Genomic DNA, 14,829 nt, shown 5'->3' with positions numbered 1-14,829 from the left:
CTCAGGCAAGCAGGCTTGCCGCCTCGTCCTCCGCAAGGAGTGGCGGCTGATCGACGGTTCCATTGACTGCAACCGACTCGCGGCTTTCTCCCGAAGCGAGGGTCGCTTCCATGATCTCCAGCACATGCAGCGCAAGGTCGCCGGACGCACGCGGCTTTCTTCCGCTCAACAGCGCGCGTGAAAGGTCGGCGACGCCGAGCATGCGGTAATTGGCGCGATCGGGCGCGGCGAAGGGCCAGTTGCGAGCGCCGTAGAGTTCGCTCTCGCTTGTGAAGTCAGCCCAGTCGGCTCCGCGCTCCGAAAGCGAGACGGTGCCGCCGAATGTGTCCGGATCGGGCAGCTTGAGCGAGCCTTCCGTGCCATGCAGTTCGATCGGATGGTTGGAGTGCTTGAAGACGTCCCAGGAGGCGCCGAAGGCGACGGTAACGTCTGAGCGGAATTCCAGCAGCGACAGGATGTTGGTTGGCGTGCCGACCTTGAAGGTGGTGTTCCTGTAGGGACCCTCTGCGGTGATCAGGCGCTCCTCCTGGCCACGCGTTGCCATGGCCATCACGCGGCCGACCGGCCCGAGCAGGTTGACCAGCATAGTCAGGTAATATGGCCCCATGTCGAAGACCGGGCCGCCACCGGGTTGATAATAGAATTGCGGATTGGGATGCCAATGCTCCATGCCGCGCCCCATCATGAAGGCGGTGCCGGTCACCGGCCGGCCGATCGCGCCCCCGTCCATGAGGCGGCGCGCCCGCCGGCCGGCGGCGCCAAGAAACGTGTCGGGGGCCGAGCCGAGCAGCAGCCCGCGCTTCGCCGCCTCCGTGACAAGACGGCGACCGTCGTTGGCCGAGGTCGCCAGCGGCTTTTCGGTGAAGACATGCTTGCCCGCCGAAAGTGCTGAAAATGAGATGTCGAAATGCGCCGACGGGATGGTCAGGTTGAGGACGAGGTCGATCTCCGGGTCGGCCAGAAGCGCGTCGACGCTGAGCGGACGGATGCCATATTCGCTGGCGCGCAAGGCCACCATGTCGGCGGAAATGTCGGCGCAGGCGCGCAGTTCCACCTCACCGAACAGAGCCGCATTGCGCAAATAGGTCATCGAGATGTTGCCGCACCCGACAACGCCGATGCCGAGCTTTGTCTTTGATTTCCCGTGCATTTCGATCGTACCTCCCAACACGTCAGCGGCCTGGACCGCTGCGCGGCAACGGATCACATTCGCAAGCCGCTATACAACATTTTAAATATTGACGCGCGTAAAATTGTTATAGAACATGCGAAAATGCTGACGAACGTCGGGCGCGCTGCCGGCCCTGGGAGGAGAAATGACTGACATGAAAAATCGGCCGGCCGCCGGCTCGAAGCCCGTGCTCATGTGATGATCGCCGACCGCCGGCAATTTCTCACTGGAAGCGCCGGGCAGCTGGTGCAGTAGCGCGGCTTGCGCGCAGGACTGGGCGTTCGCCGGACTCGCGCCAGTCGCGCGCCGAGCTTTGCCAACACCGCCTCGGGGGAGGCTGACGCAGGGCGGCATCAAGGAAGGAAAGGACGGTCGTGAAAAACCTGAAAGTCGGTTGCCAGACTTTTACTTGGGAAATGTTGGGAGACCGCTTTGCCGGCGGCCCCGACGATCTCGTGAAGGCGATCGCGGATGGCGGCTATGCCGGCATCGAGATCACCGACACGATGATCGGCCGCTATGCCGGCAGGCCGGCGGAATTCGCCACCGCACTGAAGGCGACCGGCCTCACCCTCGTCTCCTTTGCCTTCGGTTCGAAGAACGGCTTCACACTGAAGGAGAAGATCGGCGCCCTCGAGGCCGCGAAGCGCTGGATCGACTTTGCCGCCGCCTTTCCGGGCGCGCAGGTGTCAATGGGTTCGGCCACCGTCGTCTCGGACGGCCGACGCGACGACAAGTTCGCCATCGCGGCCGAGATCTACAACAGGGCGGGTGAGCTCGGGCGCAAGGCCGGCGTCGATGTCGCGGTGCATCCGAGCTCGCACCACAACACGCTGCTGTTCGACCGCACCGACTACGACCGCATCTTCGGGCTGATCGACCCGTCGCTGGTTGGCTGGGTGCCCGACACCGGCCACATATTGCGCGGCCACAACGATATGATCGACACCCTCACAACCCATCGCGACCGCATCCGCTACGTTCACCTGAAGGATGTCGATGCAAGCGGCACTTGGGCAATGCTTGGCAAGGGCGTCTGCGACACCCAGGCAGTGATCGCCATCGCCAACGCCGCGCCCAACTTCAACGGCTGGCTGGTGTTGGAGGAAGAATCCGACGCCGCTGCCGCAGATCCGGCCGCCGCGGTCAAGACCAACCGCCAGACCATGCGCGGCTACGGCGCGTGAGGAACAGATCATGATCCGGAAACAAGACCGCCGCCTTCGTGTCGGTGTGCTCGGCTGCGGGCCGATCGCGCAATTCGCCCACCTCGAATCCTGCGTCAAAGCAAGGAACGCCGACCTTTATGCTATCTGCGATGCCGCCCCCGACCTTTTGGCGCGCATGGGCGCGACCTATGAACCTGAGAAGATGTATGGCGACTACGACGCCATGCTGGCCGACCCGGAACTGGAGGCGGTGATCGTCGCGACCTCGGACGCCTATCACGTGCCGATGGCGATCAAGGCGCTCGAGGCCGGCAAGCATGTGCTGTGCGAGAAGCCGATCGGCGTCTCGGTCGAAGAGGGCCAAAAACTCGCCGACGCGGTCATGCGCTCCGGCAAGGTGCTGCAGGTCGGCCACATGAAGCGCTTCGACCCGGCTCTTGAGGCGGCGCGCGATTTCGTCCGCGACGAGATGGGCGAGATACTGGCGCTAAAAGCCTGGTATTGCGATTCCACCCACCGCTACACCAACACCGATGCCATCCAACCGCTGCCGGTCAGCAGCCGGCTGGCGCGCAAGCCGGCCGGTAATCCGAAGGCCGATCTCAGGCGGTACTTCATGCTTGCGCATGGCTCGCACCTCGTTGACACCGCACGCTTCCTGTGCGGCGAGATCCTCGCGGTGCGCGCCCGTCTCAACCAACGTTTCGGCGCCTATTGCTGGTTCGTCGAAACGGAATTCGCCAACGGAGCGCTTGGCCATCTCGACCTGACGGTGGCTGTGCGCATGGACTGGCACGAGGGCTTCCAGCTCTACGGCGAAAACGGCTCGGTGATCGCGAAGACTTTCAATCCCTGGTACTTCCGGGCAAGCGAGGTCGATATCTTCCATGAGAAGGATGCAACGTCGCGCAAGCCGCTTGGCGCGGACGGCCATTTCTTCCGACGCCAGCTCGAAGGCCTCTCCGACACCGTGCTTGACGGCGCGCCGCTGCGTGGCGCCGACGTCGAGGACGGCCTCGCCTCGATCCGCGCCATGGTGGCGATCGCCCGCTCGGTCGAAACCGGCCAACGCGTCGAGATTGCTGGCGTAACAGGAGCGGTCTGATGGAGATCGGGGTGTTCGCCAAGACCTTTCCGGGAAGCGAGCCGGCCGGTGTGCTGGCCGCGGTGCGCGACGCCGGATTTGCCGTTACCCAGTTCAACCTTGCCTGCGCCGGCCTGCCGTCGATGCCGGATGCGGTGCCGGATCACGCCATCAGCACTATTGCGGCTGCGTCTGATGCCTCCGGCGTCGCTTTGGTGGCGCTGTCGGGCACCTACAACATGGCCCATCCGGACAGGACGGTGCGCCACGACGGCCTGCGCCGTCTTGGCGCGGTCATCGAGGCCGCGGCAGCGCTTTCGGTTCCGCTCGTCACCCTGTGCACGGGAACGCGCAACGCGGACGACCAGTGGGCGCATCACCCTGGCAATGCCGATCCGTCGGCCTGGGCCGATATGGCAAGCGAGATGGAAAAGGCGCTTGCTCTGGCCGAGCATCACGGTGTCGATCTCGGCATCGAACCCGAACAGGCCAACATCGTCACATCGGCAGCGGACGCGATGCGCCTTATCGCAGAGATGGGCTCGAAGCGGCTGCGCATTGTGCTCGATCCGGCGAACCTGTTCGAACAGGCGAGCACAGGGCAAGCACGCGCCGTCGTCGCTGCAGCAGTCGAAGGCACCGCAGGCCACGTCGCCATGGCCCACGCTAAGGACCGTTTCGCCGACGGCCGCTTTGCCACCGTCGGCCGCGGCGTCGTCGACTTCGCCGATTTCGTCGCCCGGCTCAAAGTGTCAGGCTTTGACGGGCCGCTGGTCACGCACGGCCTTTCAGCCGAAGAGGCACCAGGCGTCGCCCGGTTCCTGAAGGGGCTGGCCTGATGGCGCGCCCGGCCACCTTGTTTCGCGACGATGCCACGCTGCGGATTTCCGATGAGGGCGACGGGCTTGCCGTCGTCTTCCAGCACGGACTGGGCGGCGGCGAGGCACAGGTCGCGCAGGCTTTCCCCATCGACGCCGGCTGCCGGCGCATCACGTTGGACTGCCGCGGACACGGTGAGTCCGATCTAGGCAGCCGCCGACCGTTTTCAATGGCGATGTTTGCGGACGATGTTCTGGCCGCCGCCGACCAGGCCGGCCTGGACCGTTTCGTCGCTGGCGGCATTTCCATGGGCGCCGCGATTGCGTTACGCCTTGCCTGCCGTTGTCCGGACCGCGTCGCCGGCCTGATGCTTGTGCGGCCGGCCTGGACGTTCGAACGCGCGCCAGTGAACCTGCAGCCGATCGCCGAGGTCGCCGGCCTCATCCTCGATCATGGCCCCGACAAGGCCAGGACGATCTTCTCGCGGTCTGAAGTCGCCGCGCGCCTGCAGAGCGAGGCACCAGACAATCTCGCCTCGCTGTTCGGTTATTTCGACCGCCCGGATGCAGCATTGTTTGCGCAAGTCCTGGCCGACATCGCTGCCGATGGAGCTGAGGTCTCGGCAAGCGACGCCGCCACCCTTGGCATTCCTGTGCTGGTCATCGGCAATACTGTGGATGCGGTGCATCCACTATCGGCCGCGCATACACTTGCGGATGCCATCCCCGGCGCGGCCTTTGTGGAGATCGCCGCCAAGGCGCTCGACGGCAAAAGGCATTTCGCCGAGCTGCAGGCCGAGATCACCACGTTCCTTCACGCCCACTTCAACATCCGGAGCCTTGTTGCGTCATGACGAGCAAATCCTTATCCGGCCGTGTTGCCATCGCCGCCTTGCCGCGCAACCGGCTGCTCGGCGAGTTTTCCCTGTGGTCGGCCGACCTGGCCAACATGGAGCGCGATCTGAAGCGCATAGACGCTTATGTCGACCTGCATCACATCGACGTCGCTGACGCCCGCTTCACCCCCGGCTTCCTGTTCTTTCCGGATCTGGTGGCACGGATCGCCAAGCTGACGACAAAGCCGATCCATGTGCATCTGATGGTCGAAGCGGAAATCGTCGAGGAGCAAACGCGCCAGTTCATCGAGGCCGGCGCCGACCTCATCAGCGTCCATGCTGAAAACGGCGAGGCCGGGTTGCGCGCCGTGCGGCTGGCGCATGAGCTCGGCGCCGAGGCCGGCGCGGTGCTCAGGCTGGAAACGCCTGTCTGCGCCGTCACGCCCTTCTTGCCCGAAGTTGCCTTTGTGACGCTTCTCGGCACGTCGATCGGCGTCAAGGGCCAGGCGCTGTCCGATCAGGCCTGCCCGCGCCTGATCGAGGCGCGCGCGCTGATGCGAAAAGCAGGTGGAGAGAACCAAATCATCTTGGCTGCCGATGGCGGAATCCGACACGAGACGGTGCCGCGCCTGCGTGCTGCCGGGGCCGAAACGGTGGTGCTCGGATCGCTGGCGTTCGGCGACCCCGACCTTGCGCAACGCATGGCCTGGCTGCATGGGTTGAAGGTCACCGCCTGATGACCAAAGTTGCGCTTGCATTCGATCTCGGCGGAACGGAGCTGCGGGGCGCGCTGGTCGAGCGCAACGGTCGGGTTGTCGCCCGCGTTTCGGCGCCGACGTTGGCGGGTGCGGGATCGGAAGCGGTGATCGGCCAGATCATCTCACTTGCTGGCAGGCTTTTGGTCGAGCGGCCGCAGGCAGAGATTGCCGGCATCGGCGTCTGCGCGCCGGGGCCGCTCGATCCCAAGGCCGGGATCGTGATCGCGCCGCCGACGCTGGCCGGCTGGCACGACGTGCCGCTGCTCGACATTCTGGGCAGGCATTTCGGCCTGCCGGTGCGGCTGGAGAACGACGCCAATGCAGCCGCGCTGGGCGAATGGCGTTTCGGCGCCGGCCGGGGTAGCGGATCGGTGGTCTTCGTCACCGTGTCGACCGGCATCGGCGGCGGCGTTGTTGCCGATGGCCACATCTATCATGGCCGACGCGGGCTGGCAGCCGAGATCGGCCATATGACCATCACCGGCGAAGGCGACCGCTGTTTCTGCGGCGCCATCGGCTGCTTCGAGGCGGTGGCATCGGGAACCGCGCTCGGGCGGCATGCCACGCGGCTGACGGCTCCCGGCGACGGCTCACTGCTCAGGCGTCTTTCCGGCGACGGCGATGTCTCGGCCAGGCACGTCGTCGAGGCCGCTCGCGCCGGCGATATCAGGGCCCTGGAACTGGTCGAGGCCGAGGCGAAGTGGCTGGGCATCGGCTTCACCAATCTGTTGCACCTCTACTCGCCTGATCTGATCGTGATGGGCGGCGGCCTCGCCAACGGCTTCGATCTGCTGGCGCCGCTTGTCAGGGGCACCGTCGAAGCGCGGGCGATGCCCGCCTATCGCGATGTGCCGATCGTACAGGCGCAGCTCGGCGACCAGGCCGGCCTGGTCGGCGCGGCAAGCCTGATCCTGCGGGAGGGCAAGCCAGGAACGTCACTGGCAATGGCGCAGAACGACGAGAGAAGATGACGCCGGCACTCGCCGGGAGCGCTTCGGCCGCAGCGAATTCGAACTCCGGCGTCAAACGCAGCGCGGCACCGAGAGGCTGATGGCAGACGGAAGGCACTCACACGTAGCGCACTTCGACTCCCAGCTTGTCCAATCGGCTACGAATCCCATACGGCATACCAGTGTCGGTGATGATCAGATCGACACGTGACAACGAGAATGCCTTGGACGAGGCGCCGATATCCCATTTGCTTGAATCTGCCACAAGGATCACACGCCTGGCCATACGAACCAGGTTACGCTTCGTACGTGCAATGTCTTCTGAGACATCGACGACGTCGAATGAGTGATCTATCGCATGCGCGCTGACGAATGCCTGGTGAGCCACAAGACCGCCCACGGCCTTGTCAAAATCCGACACGATCGTGCTGACCGTCTCGGGATAGACCCGACCGCCTATCATATGCACGTCCAGTCCGGGACGATACATCAGATGCTGCGCGATGTTCATCGCGGTTGTCGCTACTACGACATTGCTGACCGGAGGCATCTGCATTGCGACCTGCAGCAACGTCGAGCCGCTGTCGAACACCACGGACTGGTTGTCTATGATCTGGCGCGCCGCCATCTGCGCGATACGCCGTTTGGCATCGAAGTTGCGGTACATCCGTTCTTCGAAGGCCGCGGCGGGCGAATCAGCGGGCAAGGCAATTGCGCCGCCATGCGTTTTGATCAACTGCTTTTTTGCGTCCAGAATTTCCAGGTCGGACCTAATGGTCACCTCGGACACGCCGAAGTTTTCCGCCAGTTGGCTGGTGCGCGCCTGGCCGGTCCGTTGAAGCTCGAGCATGATCTGATGTCGTCGTTGTTCCGCCAGCATGTGTGACCCCGAATTGCTGTTTGAATAGCTGCACGCTAACCTTTCGAAAATCGAACCCCAAACCGGCAAGCGTTTGCGAATCCTTGGGATAGCGCGTCATCGTAGCGAACGCTAGCGGTCGCAATCGCAATCTTATATCAAAACGAAAGAAATCGAAATATTGAGTATTGTTTTGCTTTCGAGTTAGGGTCCCTCTCAATGTCAGATCAAAAATCGCGAAGGGACTGCACCGATATGGGCCTTGGAACTAAAATTCGCTTGTCGCGGCTGTTCTCGCATCGATCTGGAAACCTGTTCGGTGGTGCGGTCGACCATTTCGTAGGCTATGGCAACGTCCGTGAGGGCGGCCTTGCGGATCTCCCCGGCGCGCTCAAGCGAGTGATGGCCGGAGAGCCAGATTACATCAGCATTCAGCCTGGTGCGGCGCGTCATCTGTGGCCGGCTTACGCCGGCAAGGCGGCGCTGGTCATTCAGGCGGGGTGCTTTACGCCCGACGATCGGATCAGTCAGTTGATCGCGACACCCGAAGATGCCGTGCGCTACGGTGCCGATGCGCTGGCCGTCGCCATTCCGGTGCGGGGCGATACCGAGGGCCACTACATTCGCTGGCTTACCGATACGGTCAACGCTGCTGCTCGTTTCGAAATGCCGGTCGTTGCGCATGTTTATCCGCGCGACTATTCAAACGGCTGCAAGATCGTCTTCACGCCCGACGAGATCGCCTATGCAGTTAGGATTGGCTTTGAGACCGGCGTCGACGTGATCAAGGTCGGATACACTGGGGACTTCGACTCATTCAAGGAAACGGTCGCCACTTGCCCGGTTCCCATCGTTATCGCCGGCGGCCCGAAGACCGAGGATCTTCTGGGCGCTCTGACCCAGACCTCTGAAGCCCTGCGCGCCGGCGCGAAGGGTGCGGTCGTGGGGCGCAATTTGTGGGGGCATGGTGACACCACGATGGCAGCGCGTGCGTTCAAGGGCGTCATTCACGACGGGATGGCGCCGCAAGACGCTTTGGCGGCTGCGGCACGTGAGCCGTGACCGGCGATCTTCAGGTCTTGGGCTTCGGAGCCTTGGCGATTGACGACATCATCTATGTCGACAGCCCGCTGGGTGCCGGCAAAGGGAGGGTGACAAATCGCACGAGGGACCACGGCGGCAATGTGGCGACGGCACTCGTTGCTGTCGCCAAGTTGGGCGGGCGTGCCGGTTTCATCGGCTGGCTGAGCGATCAGCCACATTCAGATGTCAGCGCCCGCGAACTTGAACGACACGGTGTCGACATATCGTTCGCGCCACGTCGTTCCGATGCCAGGCCGATCCGGTCGGTGATCACTGTGGCGCCTAATGGTGACCGGTTCATCGCCTATGATGATGATGTGCCGCACGGGACCTCGGATGCGCTGGCCGACAGCGTCCTTGCGCAAGCCCAGGTACTGTTGATCGACGGCTACGCCACGCAGGCGGAGATGGTCGTTGCTCGTGCCCGCACGCTGGGTCTGGCGGTGATCGCCGATATTGAGTGGACAATCGGACCTGCAACCGACCGATTGATCCGCCTATCAAATCACCTCGTATTCCCTCTGGAATTTGCGCAGACCTATACAGGCGAAAAAGAGGCGACGGCGATCCTGCGCAAGCTGTGGTCGGATGACCGCTCCGCGGTCGTGTTGACCGATGGCGATCGAGGCGCCTACCTCCGGCAAAGGGACGATGCCGTTTTGTGGCACGTTCCGGCCTACAAGGTCAGGGCAGTGGACACGACCGGCGCGGGGGATTGTTTCCATGGGGCCTATGCCTTTGCCCTTACACAGGGAAAGCAGCCTGTCGCCTGCGTTATTTATGCAAACGCCGCGGCCGCGATCTCGGTAACGGGCCGCGGTGGCCGTATGGCTCTGCCAGACCACAATGCCTGTCTCGCGTGGATGGCGAAAGAAAATGCGCCTGTGCCCATACCGATTACGTCGCCAGACTGAGAATTCATCGCTCGGATATTGCCGCTTCTGGGGGAACGTCCGGGGAGCGCGCCTTGGCTGCGCCGATGACACTGCCGGTTCGATCTGCAGTCGCGCTGGGTGGAGGCTATTCGACGTTTAGCTAGCGCAGATAATAGGGAGGATGTGACGTGGCCGTTGTTGTGTTGGACAAGATTTGCAAGACCTACGGGACGAAATTCCAAGCAATCAGGGATCTTAGCCTGACGATAAACGATGGCGAGTTCCTCATTCTCGTTGGCCCTTCGGGATGCGGAAAATCGACTGCCTTGCGCATGATCGCGGGGCTGGAAGAGATCAGCAGCGGAACCCTGAGCATTGGCGGCGAGAATGTTGAGGATCTGGCGCCGAAGGACCGCGATATTGCGATGGTCTTTCAGAATTATGCCCTTTATCCGCATATGACAGTGTTCGACAACATAGCCTTCTCGATGAAGCTTGCGGGGAAGAGCAAGGCCGAGCGCACGAAGCGCGTCCATGAAATTGCAAAGACCCTGCAATTGGAAACGCTGCTGGACAGTAAGCCGGCGGCGCTGTCAGGCGGACAACGCCAGCGGGTCGCCATGGGGCGCGCGATGGTGCGCGAACCGGCGGCCTTTCTCATGGATGAACCCTTGTCAAACCTCGATGCCAAGCTGCGCGTGCAAATGCGCGCGGAAATTGTCAGCCTGCAAAGACAGTTGGGGGTGACCACGATTTATGTAACACACGATCAGACCGAAGCCTTGACCATGGGCGACCGGGTTGCGGTCTTAAAAGGCGGTGTGCTTCAGCAGGTCGACACGCCAAAGACACTGTACAATCGGCCAATCAATGCCTTCGTGGCGGGTTTCATCGGGTCGCCGTCGATGAACCTGTTCGAAGGCCGTTTGCACAATGGCAGGATCGACCTGCCGACCTTTTCGATCCCGGTGCCGACGAGTGCGTTTGAGCGCTCGCCTGGTCTGACCGCCTTCGAAGGCAAGACACTCATCTTCGGCATACGCCCCGAGGATCTCTACGACAGCAGTCTGGAATCGGGATCGCGCCATGCCACTCTGCCGGCAATCGTAAAGTCGACGGAGGAATTGGGATCCGAGCTTGTCGTTCACCTGAGTGTCGATGCGGTTCGAATCGATTCCGGCGACCCAGATGCCGTTGAAGATCTAAGCGGTGCGGCAAACGCCGTAGCGAGGTTTGAAGCCGTCAGCGCGGTCGGGCCGGGCGAGTTGATTAATCTTGCGATCAACGCGGCCAAGTTGCACTTCTTCGATCCCCAGACGCATCTCGCAATTTAGCGTGATCCGCGAGGGTTGATCCGGAAAGAATCGGACGCGCAAATTTCGTTAGACGCTGGCTCCACTCTGGTGTGCGAACCCTCGCTCGACCATCAAATCGGTTGGTTGAGGGTTATTTTAAGGCCGTGACTTCTAAGCTGCCAGATCGTAGCCGGCCAGGAGCCAAGCATTCGTGGGCGACTAAGATCGTTGGCTTTGCATCAAGGGAAATTTCGGGCCGTCCTCCTTGGCAAACGGTGCAACCCTGCTCGACATCGTTCAGCGTGCGACACGCCGATTTTTTCACCGGGAGCTCGAGATCGTCTCGTGCCCATTGGTCACCCAACAAAGCGATCAAGAGTCGCCTGAACGCCGTCTAAATTGCGACGTCTTCGCAAGTGCGTGACCTCGCCGAAAGCCCGCTTTTCCGTCCGATCGATGCGCCTTTCATTTGTTTTCTTTTTAGCAAACTGGCTTTCGTTTGGTTACGAAATTAGCCGAGAAATGCGACGCGAGCAATGTGTACAATGGAAAAAATACGCCGGAAAGACTCAGACAAAAGCGCATATTATTCAACTGCTTACATTTATTTCTGGCTTCCCATTTTCCCAGCCATTCTTCACGATCCTAGTTCTTGATTGACACAAAGACCCGGAAGGGAACCTAGTTTGATCGCGATCGGGAGGATCGAGCCAAAACATCGCTCCGAGGAGGGAAACATGAACGTCAGTAAATATATTGTAGCGGCTTCGTCCGCTGTGGCCGTCTGGGTACTATCTGCCACCTGCGCCTTCGCTGAGACCAATCTCGAATTCATCCAATGGTGGGAGCCCGAAATGCCCGCTGGCGCTCTGCGTGGCATCATGGATGAGTTCGAAGCTAAAAACCCTGGCATCAAGGTGACGCTTGTCAGCGGCCCCTACTCCGCCACCCATGATCAGATCGTGGTCGGCGCCGCGTCGGGTACGCTCAGCGATGTCGTCGGCCTGGACGGCGCATGGGTCAACGGGCTTGCAAAGCAGGGCGCAATCGCGTCGATGGACAGCCTAATGGCCGACGCCAAATATGACCCGAGCCAGATCGCTGACATCATCAAGGTCAACGGCCAAAGCGTCATGTTCCCGCTAGCCTCGTTCGTATACCCGGTCTTCGTCAATCTCGATCTGGCCAAGGCTGCCGGTGTCGACAAGATGCCGACTACCCGCACAGAATTCGCCGCTGCCGCGAAGAAGATGACCAATACGGACAAGAACGAATACGGGTGGGTGCTGCCGCTATCGCTGCAAAATCCCGGCGGCATCCAGAACGACGTGATGTCTTGGGTGTGGGCTTCCGGGGCGTCGATGCTCAAGGACGGTAAGCCCGATGTGGAAAATAGTGCCGTGGTCGGTACGCTCGAATACATCAAGTCCCTGCAGGACGCCGGCGTCATATCGCCAGGCATCTTTGCCAAGAAGGAACAGGACAAGGTCGAAGAGTTCGTCAACGGCCGCGTTGGAATGATGATCGACTCGCTGGCACATATCAATCTTATCCGCCAGCGCAACCCCGATCTCAAGTTCGGCATCTCTGCCCTACCTGCGGTTGATGGCTATTCGGGTAAGCGCGGACTGCCCTATGCCTCGTGGGGCATCGGCATCAGCAACAGCACCGAGCACAAGGCTGAGGCCTGGAAGCTTGTTGAATATCTGATGAGCCCGGAAGTGAACGGCCGCCTGGTATCGCTCGCAAACGCCTTTCCAGGCAATGTGCACGCGAAGCCTGACTTCTCGAAATCGGACCCGCTATTTGAGGAAGCCTTCAAGATCTACCAAAGCGGCCACCTGGCCAACGAATTCGTGGGCCTGCCCGTCGCCGAGGACCTGATGCGAGACATGAACGTCGAAGTGCAAAAGATGTTCGACGGCCAGCAAACCGCAAAGGACGCGGCTGCCAATACGCAAAAGCAGTGGTTGGTTGACTTCGCCAAGTAGGCGCAGCTCCAGACAATTCCGGCAGCGCGATATGGTTCTATCGCGCTGCCGCTGCATCGTAACCAGACGATACGTTCCTACGATCAAACGGGTTACACCTCATGAGCCTCGCCAACGAAGGTCTGATCGTCACGCCAACGAAAGTGCGCAAGCGTGGCATGATCTCTTACAAGACAAGAAAGAGGCTGATCCCGCTGTTTTACGTGGCACCAGCCACCTTTTTGTTTTGCCTGCTCATGCTGTTTCCCATGATCACGGTCCTGCGCTATTCGCTGATGGACGGCGCGATCATGAAAAAGGACGCTGCTTTCGTAGGGTTGCGGAACTACGTGACGATCTTCGCAGATCCGGTTTTCTGGCAGTCGGTCGGGCAGACCCTCTATTTCACGGTGATGAGCGTCATTTTCCATCTTCTAATCGGCTTGGCCTTCGCGCTCTTGCTGAACACCCAACGCGTCCATCCGGTGATTAGAAGCATTCTGCGTGTTCTCTACATCTTGCCCTGGCTCTTTACGGCAGTGATCATCGCGATCATATGGCGGTTGCTTTTGGATCCCAACGGCGTGGTCAACAGCATCCTGATGGCGCTCCATATCGTCAACTTCAAGGTCGAGTGGTTCTCCTCGACGAAAACCGCGCTCCATGCGTTGACGTTTGCGAACATCTGGGCGGGATACCCGCTTTACATGGTCAGCTTGCTCGCCGGTCTGCAGGGCATCCCCAAGGACCTTTACGAGGCCGCAGGCATCGATGGGGCCAATGAGTTCCAAAAGTTCCGGTACATCACGATTCCGCAGCTGATGCCGATCATCATCAGCATCGCCTTGCTGGATTTCATCTGGACGATGCAGGTCTTCCCGCTGGTCTGGATGACAACGGGCGGTGGCCCGATCCATGCGACCGAGGTGCTAAGCACGTATACCTATAAGCTTGCGTTTTCGAGTTACGAATTTTCACAAGCCTCGGCGAGCGCGATCTTCATCCTGATCATCTCGATGGGCGCGACTTACTTCTACATCAAACACCAGAAGGCCAGGTGACCGGCAATGGCAAAGCGCTCTTCTTTCAAAAACACCGTATTGCCCACCGTACTGACATATCTGGGGCTCGCGGCCGGTCTGGTCTTTGCAGGTTTTCCCATCCTGTGGATGTTTTTCACTTCATTGAAATCGAACACCGAGATCTTTGCCCTACCGCCGAGGCTGCTGCCCGACCATTTCACCAACGTAGCCTACCTTTCGATCTTCAATGATCCAGTCAAGGTGCGCTTCTTTCTCAACAGCTATCTCGTCGCGGGAGTGGTAACGCTTCTGACGCTGCTGGTCGCCATTCTTACGGCCTATGGCTTCAGCCGCTATTCATTCCGTTTTAAGAATACGCTCAACGTCTTCATCATCAGCACACAGACCGTCCCGCCGATCACACTTCTCATTCCCTATTTCGGCATGGTCGTCGCGTTCGGTATTTTCAACACCTATTTCGCGCTGATTCTAACCTACATGGTATTCACCCTGCCTTACGCAATTCTGCTGATGACCGGCTACCTCAACACCCTGCCAAGGGAACTCGATGAGGCGGTGTTGGTCGATGGCGGGTCAAGTTGGACAGCGCTGTGGCGTGTGGTTATCCCTCTTTCAGTGCCTGGCATCGTCGCGACTGCGGTCTATACGTTTCTGTTGGCGTGGAATGAGTTCCTCTTTGCGCTCACTTTGACGAAGTCGACGGACATGCGGACCGTTCCAATCGGTATCGAGTTGCTAATGGGCCAACATGCGTTCGAATGGAACGAGATGATGGCGATGAGCGTGCTGGGATCGCTCCCGCTTCTGATCCTGTATCTGATTGCACAGCGTTATTTCCTCGCAGGCTTGGCCGCCGGGTCGGTGAAGATCTGAGCGGCTGGACTCCCAGTTCGCCGCTCTCGTCATCCCGTTGAGGGA

14 protein-coding genes are annotated in these 14,829 nt (G+C 60.8%); 12 read left to right on the top strand and 2 right to left on the bottom strand.

Annotated elements, in window-relative coordinates:
* Position 1: 1 nt before the first annotated feature.
* Positions 2-1,150, bottom strand: a complete 1,149-nt coding sequence (locus NKH71_RS30350) for a Gfo/Idh/MocA family protein (protein ID WP_352496437.1) — start codon at positions 1,148-1,150, stop codon at positions 2-4.
* A gap of 437 nt (positions 1,151-1,587) precedes the next feature.
* Between NKH71_RS30350 and NKH71_RS30345 the strand changes: the two genes are divergently transcribed.
* From NKH71_RS30345 to NKH71_RS30320, 6 genes are read left to right on the top strand one after another with little or no spacing between them, the layout of a single operon-like run.
* Positions 1,588-2,358, top strand: coding sequence for a sugar phosphate isomerase/epimerase family protein (locus NKH71_RS30345; protein ID WP_352895851.1), 771 nt, complete (start codon positions 1,588-1,590; stop codon positions 2,356-2,358).
* A 10-nt stretch (positions 2,359-2,368) separates the two neighbouring features.
* Positions 2,369-3,445 (top strand): Gfo/Idh/MocA family protein, encoded by a 1,077-nt coding sequence (locus NKH71_RS30340; protein WP_352895836.1) that lies wholly within the window; start codon positions 2,369-2,371, stop codon positions 3,443-3,445.
* Entirely contained in the window at positions 3,445-4,263 is an 819-nt protein-coding gene (locus tag NKH71_RS30335; RefSeq protein WP_352496436.1) for a sugar phosphate isomerase/epimerase family protein, read from the top strand. Before NKH71_RS30340 ends, NKH71_RS30335 begins: the two co-directional genes overlap by 1 nt.
* Complete coding sequence (locus NKH71_RS30330) at positions 4,263-5,096, top strand: alpha/beta fold hydrolase (RefSeq protein WP_352591012.1); 834 nt, start codon at positions 4,263-4,265, stop codon at positions 5,094-5,096. Before NKH71_RS30335 ends, NKH71_RS30330 begins: the two co-directional genes overlap by 1 nt.
* On the top strand, positions 5,093-5,815 hold the full coding sequence (locus tag NKH71_RS30325; RefSeq protein ID WP_352895833.1) for a ribulose-phosphate 3-epimerase: 723 nt from the start codon (positions 5,093-5,095) through the stop codon (positions 5,813-5,815). The genes NKH71_RS30330 and NKH71_RS30325 overlap by 4 nt, the downstream gene beginning before the upstream one ends.
* A complete protein-coding gene (locus tag NKH71_RS30320) occupies positions 5,815-6,807 on the top strand; it encodes an ROK family protein (protein ID WP_352548581.1) in 993 nt (330 codons plus the stop codon). The genes NKH71_RS30325 and NKH71_RS30320 overlap by 1 nt, the downstream gene beginning before the upstream one ends.
* A gap of 97 nt (positions 6,808-6,904) precedes the next feature.
* Here NKH71_RS30320 and NKH71_RS30315 read toward each other — a convergent pair whose 3' ends face one another.
* Entirely contained in the window at positions 6,905-7,666 is a 762-nt protein-coding gene (locus tag NKH71_RS30315; protein ID WP_023721854.1) for a DeoR/GlpR family DNA-binding transcription regulator, read from the bottom strand.
* Between the two features lie 234 nt (positions 7,667-7,900).
* Between NKH71_RS30315 and NKH71_RS30310 the strand changes: the two genes are divergently transcribed.
* The 6 genes from NKH71_RS30310 to NKH71_RS30285 all read left to right on the top strand — a co-directional run bounded on the left by NKH71_RS30310 (position 7,901) and on the right by NKH71_RS30285 (position 14,784).
* Entirely contained in the window at positions 7,901-8,707 is an 807-nt protein-coding gene (locus NKH71_RS30310; protein ID WP_352496431.1) for a beta/alpha barrel domain-containing protein, read from the top strand.
* Complete coding sequence (locus tag NKH71_RS30305; RefSeq protein WP_352718079.1) at positions 8,704-9,642, top strand: PfkB family carbohydrate kinase; 939 nt, start codon at positions 8,704-8,706, stop codon at positions 9,640-9,642. Before NKH71_RS30310 ends, NKH71_RS30305 begins: the two co-directional genes overlap by 4 nt.
* Before the next feature lie 149 nt (positions 9,643-9,791).
* Positions 9,792-10,937: an ABC transporter ATP-binding protein gene (locus tag NKH71_RS30300; protein WP_023721857.1), complete on the top strand. Its 1,146-nt coding sequence runs from the start codon at positions 9,792-9,794 to the stop codon at positions 10,935-10,937.
* 698 nt (positions 10,938-11,635) lie between these two features.
* Positions 11,636-12,889, top strand: a complete 1,254-nt coding sequence (locus NKH71_RS30295) for an ABC transporter substrate-binding protein (RefSeq protein ID WP_031194880.1) — start codon at positions 11,636-11,638, stop codon at positions 12,887-12,889.
* Between the two features lie 158 nt (positions 12,890-13,047).
* Positions 13,048-13,929, top strand: coding sequence for a carbohydrate ABC transporter permease (locus NKH71_RS30290; protein WP_198030552.1), 882 nt, complete (start codon positions 13,048-13,050; stop codon positions 13,927-13,929).
* Positions 13,930-13,935: 6 nt separating this feature from the next.
* Entirely contained in the window at positions 13,936-14,784 is an 849-nt protein-coding gene (locus tag NKH71_RS30285) for a carbohydrate ABC transporter permease (protein ID WP_352591001.1), read from the top strand.
* The last annotated feature ends 45 nt before the right edge of the window (positions 14,785-14,829 follow it).

Source organism: Mesorhizobium sp. M0983 (assembly GCF_040318975.1).
Taxonomy (GTDB): domain Bacteria; phylum Pseudomonadota; class Alphaproteobacteria; order Rhizobiales; family Rhizobiaceae; genus Mesorhizobium.
The sequence above is the reverse complement of the archived record's forward strand: the minus strand, read 5'-3'. Positions and strand labels throughout refer to the sequence as shown.

Bases quoted from the DNA above. Each gene is read 5' to 3' on its own strand.
- NKH71_RS30340 (WP_352895836.1), top strand. From the start codon at position 2,369: ATGATCCGGAAACAAGACCGCCGCCTTCGTGTCGGTGTGCTCGGCTGC.
- NKH71_RS30290 (WP_198030552.1), top strand. From the start codon at position 13,048: ATGATCTCTTACAAGACAAGAAAGAGGCTGATCCCGCTGTTTTACGTG.
- NKH71_RS30285 (WP_352591001.1), top strand. From the start codon at position 13,936: ATGGCAAAGCGCTCTTCTTTCAAAAACACCGTATTGCCCACCGTACTG.
- NKH71_RS30320 (WP_352548581.1), top strand. From the start codon at position 5,815: ATGACCAAAGTTGCGCTTGCATTCGATCTCGGCGGAACGGAGCTGCGG.
- NKH71_RS30335 (WP_352496436.1), top strand. From the start codon at position 3,445: ATGGAGATCGGGGTGTTCGCCAAGACCTTTCCGGGAAGCGAGCCGGCC.
- NKH71_RS30345 (WP_352895851.1), top strand. From the start codon at position 1,588: ATGTTGGGAGACCGCTTTGCCGGCGGCCCCGACGATCTCGTGAAGGCG.
- NKH71_RS30295 (WP_031194880.1), top strand. From the start codon at position 11,636: ATGAACGTCAGTAAATATATTGTAGCGGCTTCGTCCGCTGTGGCCGTC.
- NKH71_RS30315 (WP_023721854.1), bottom strand. From the start codon at position 7,666: ATGCTGGCGGAACAACGACGACATCAGATCATGCTCGAGCTTCAACGG.
- NKH71_RS30350 (WP_352496437.1), bottom strand. From the start codon at position 1,150: ATGCACGGGAAATCAAAGACAAAGCTCGGCATCGGCGTTGTCGGGTGC.
- NKH71_RS30325 (WP_352895833.1), top strand. From the start codon at position 5,093: ATGACGAGCAAATCCTTATCCGGCCGTGTTGCCATCGCCGCCTTGCCG.
- NKH71_RS30310 (WP_352496431.1), top strand. From the start codon at position 7,901: ATGGGCCTTGGAACTAAAATTCGCTTGTCGCGGCTGTTCTCGCATCGA.
- NKH71_RS30330 (WP_352591012.1), top strand. From the start codon at position 4,263: ATGGCGCGCCCGGCCACCTTGTTTCGCGACGATGCCACGCTGCGGATT.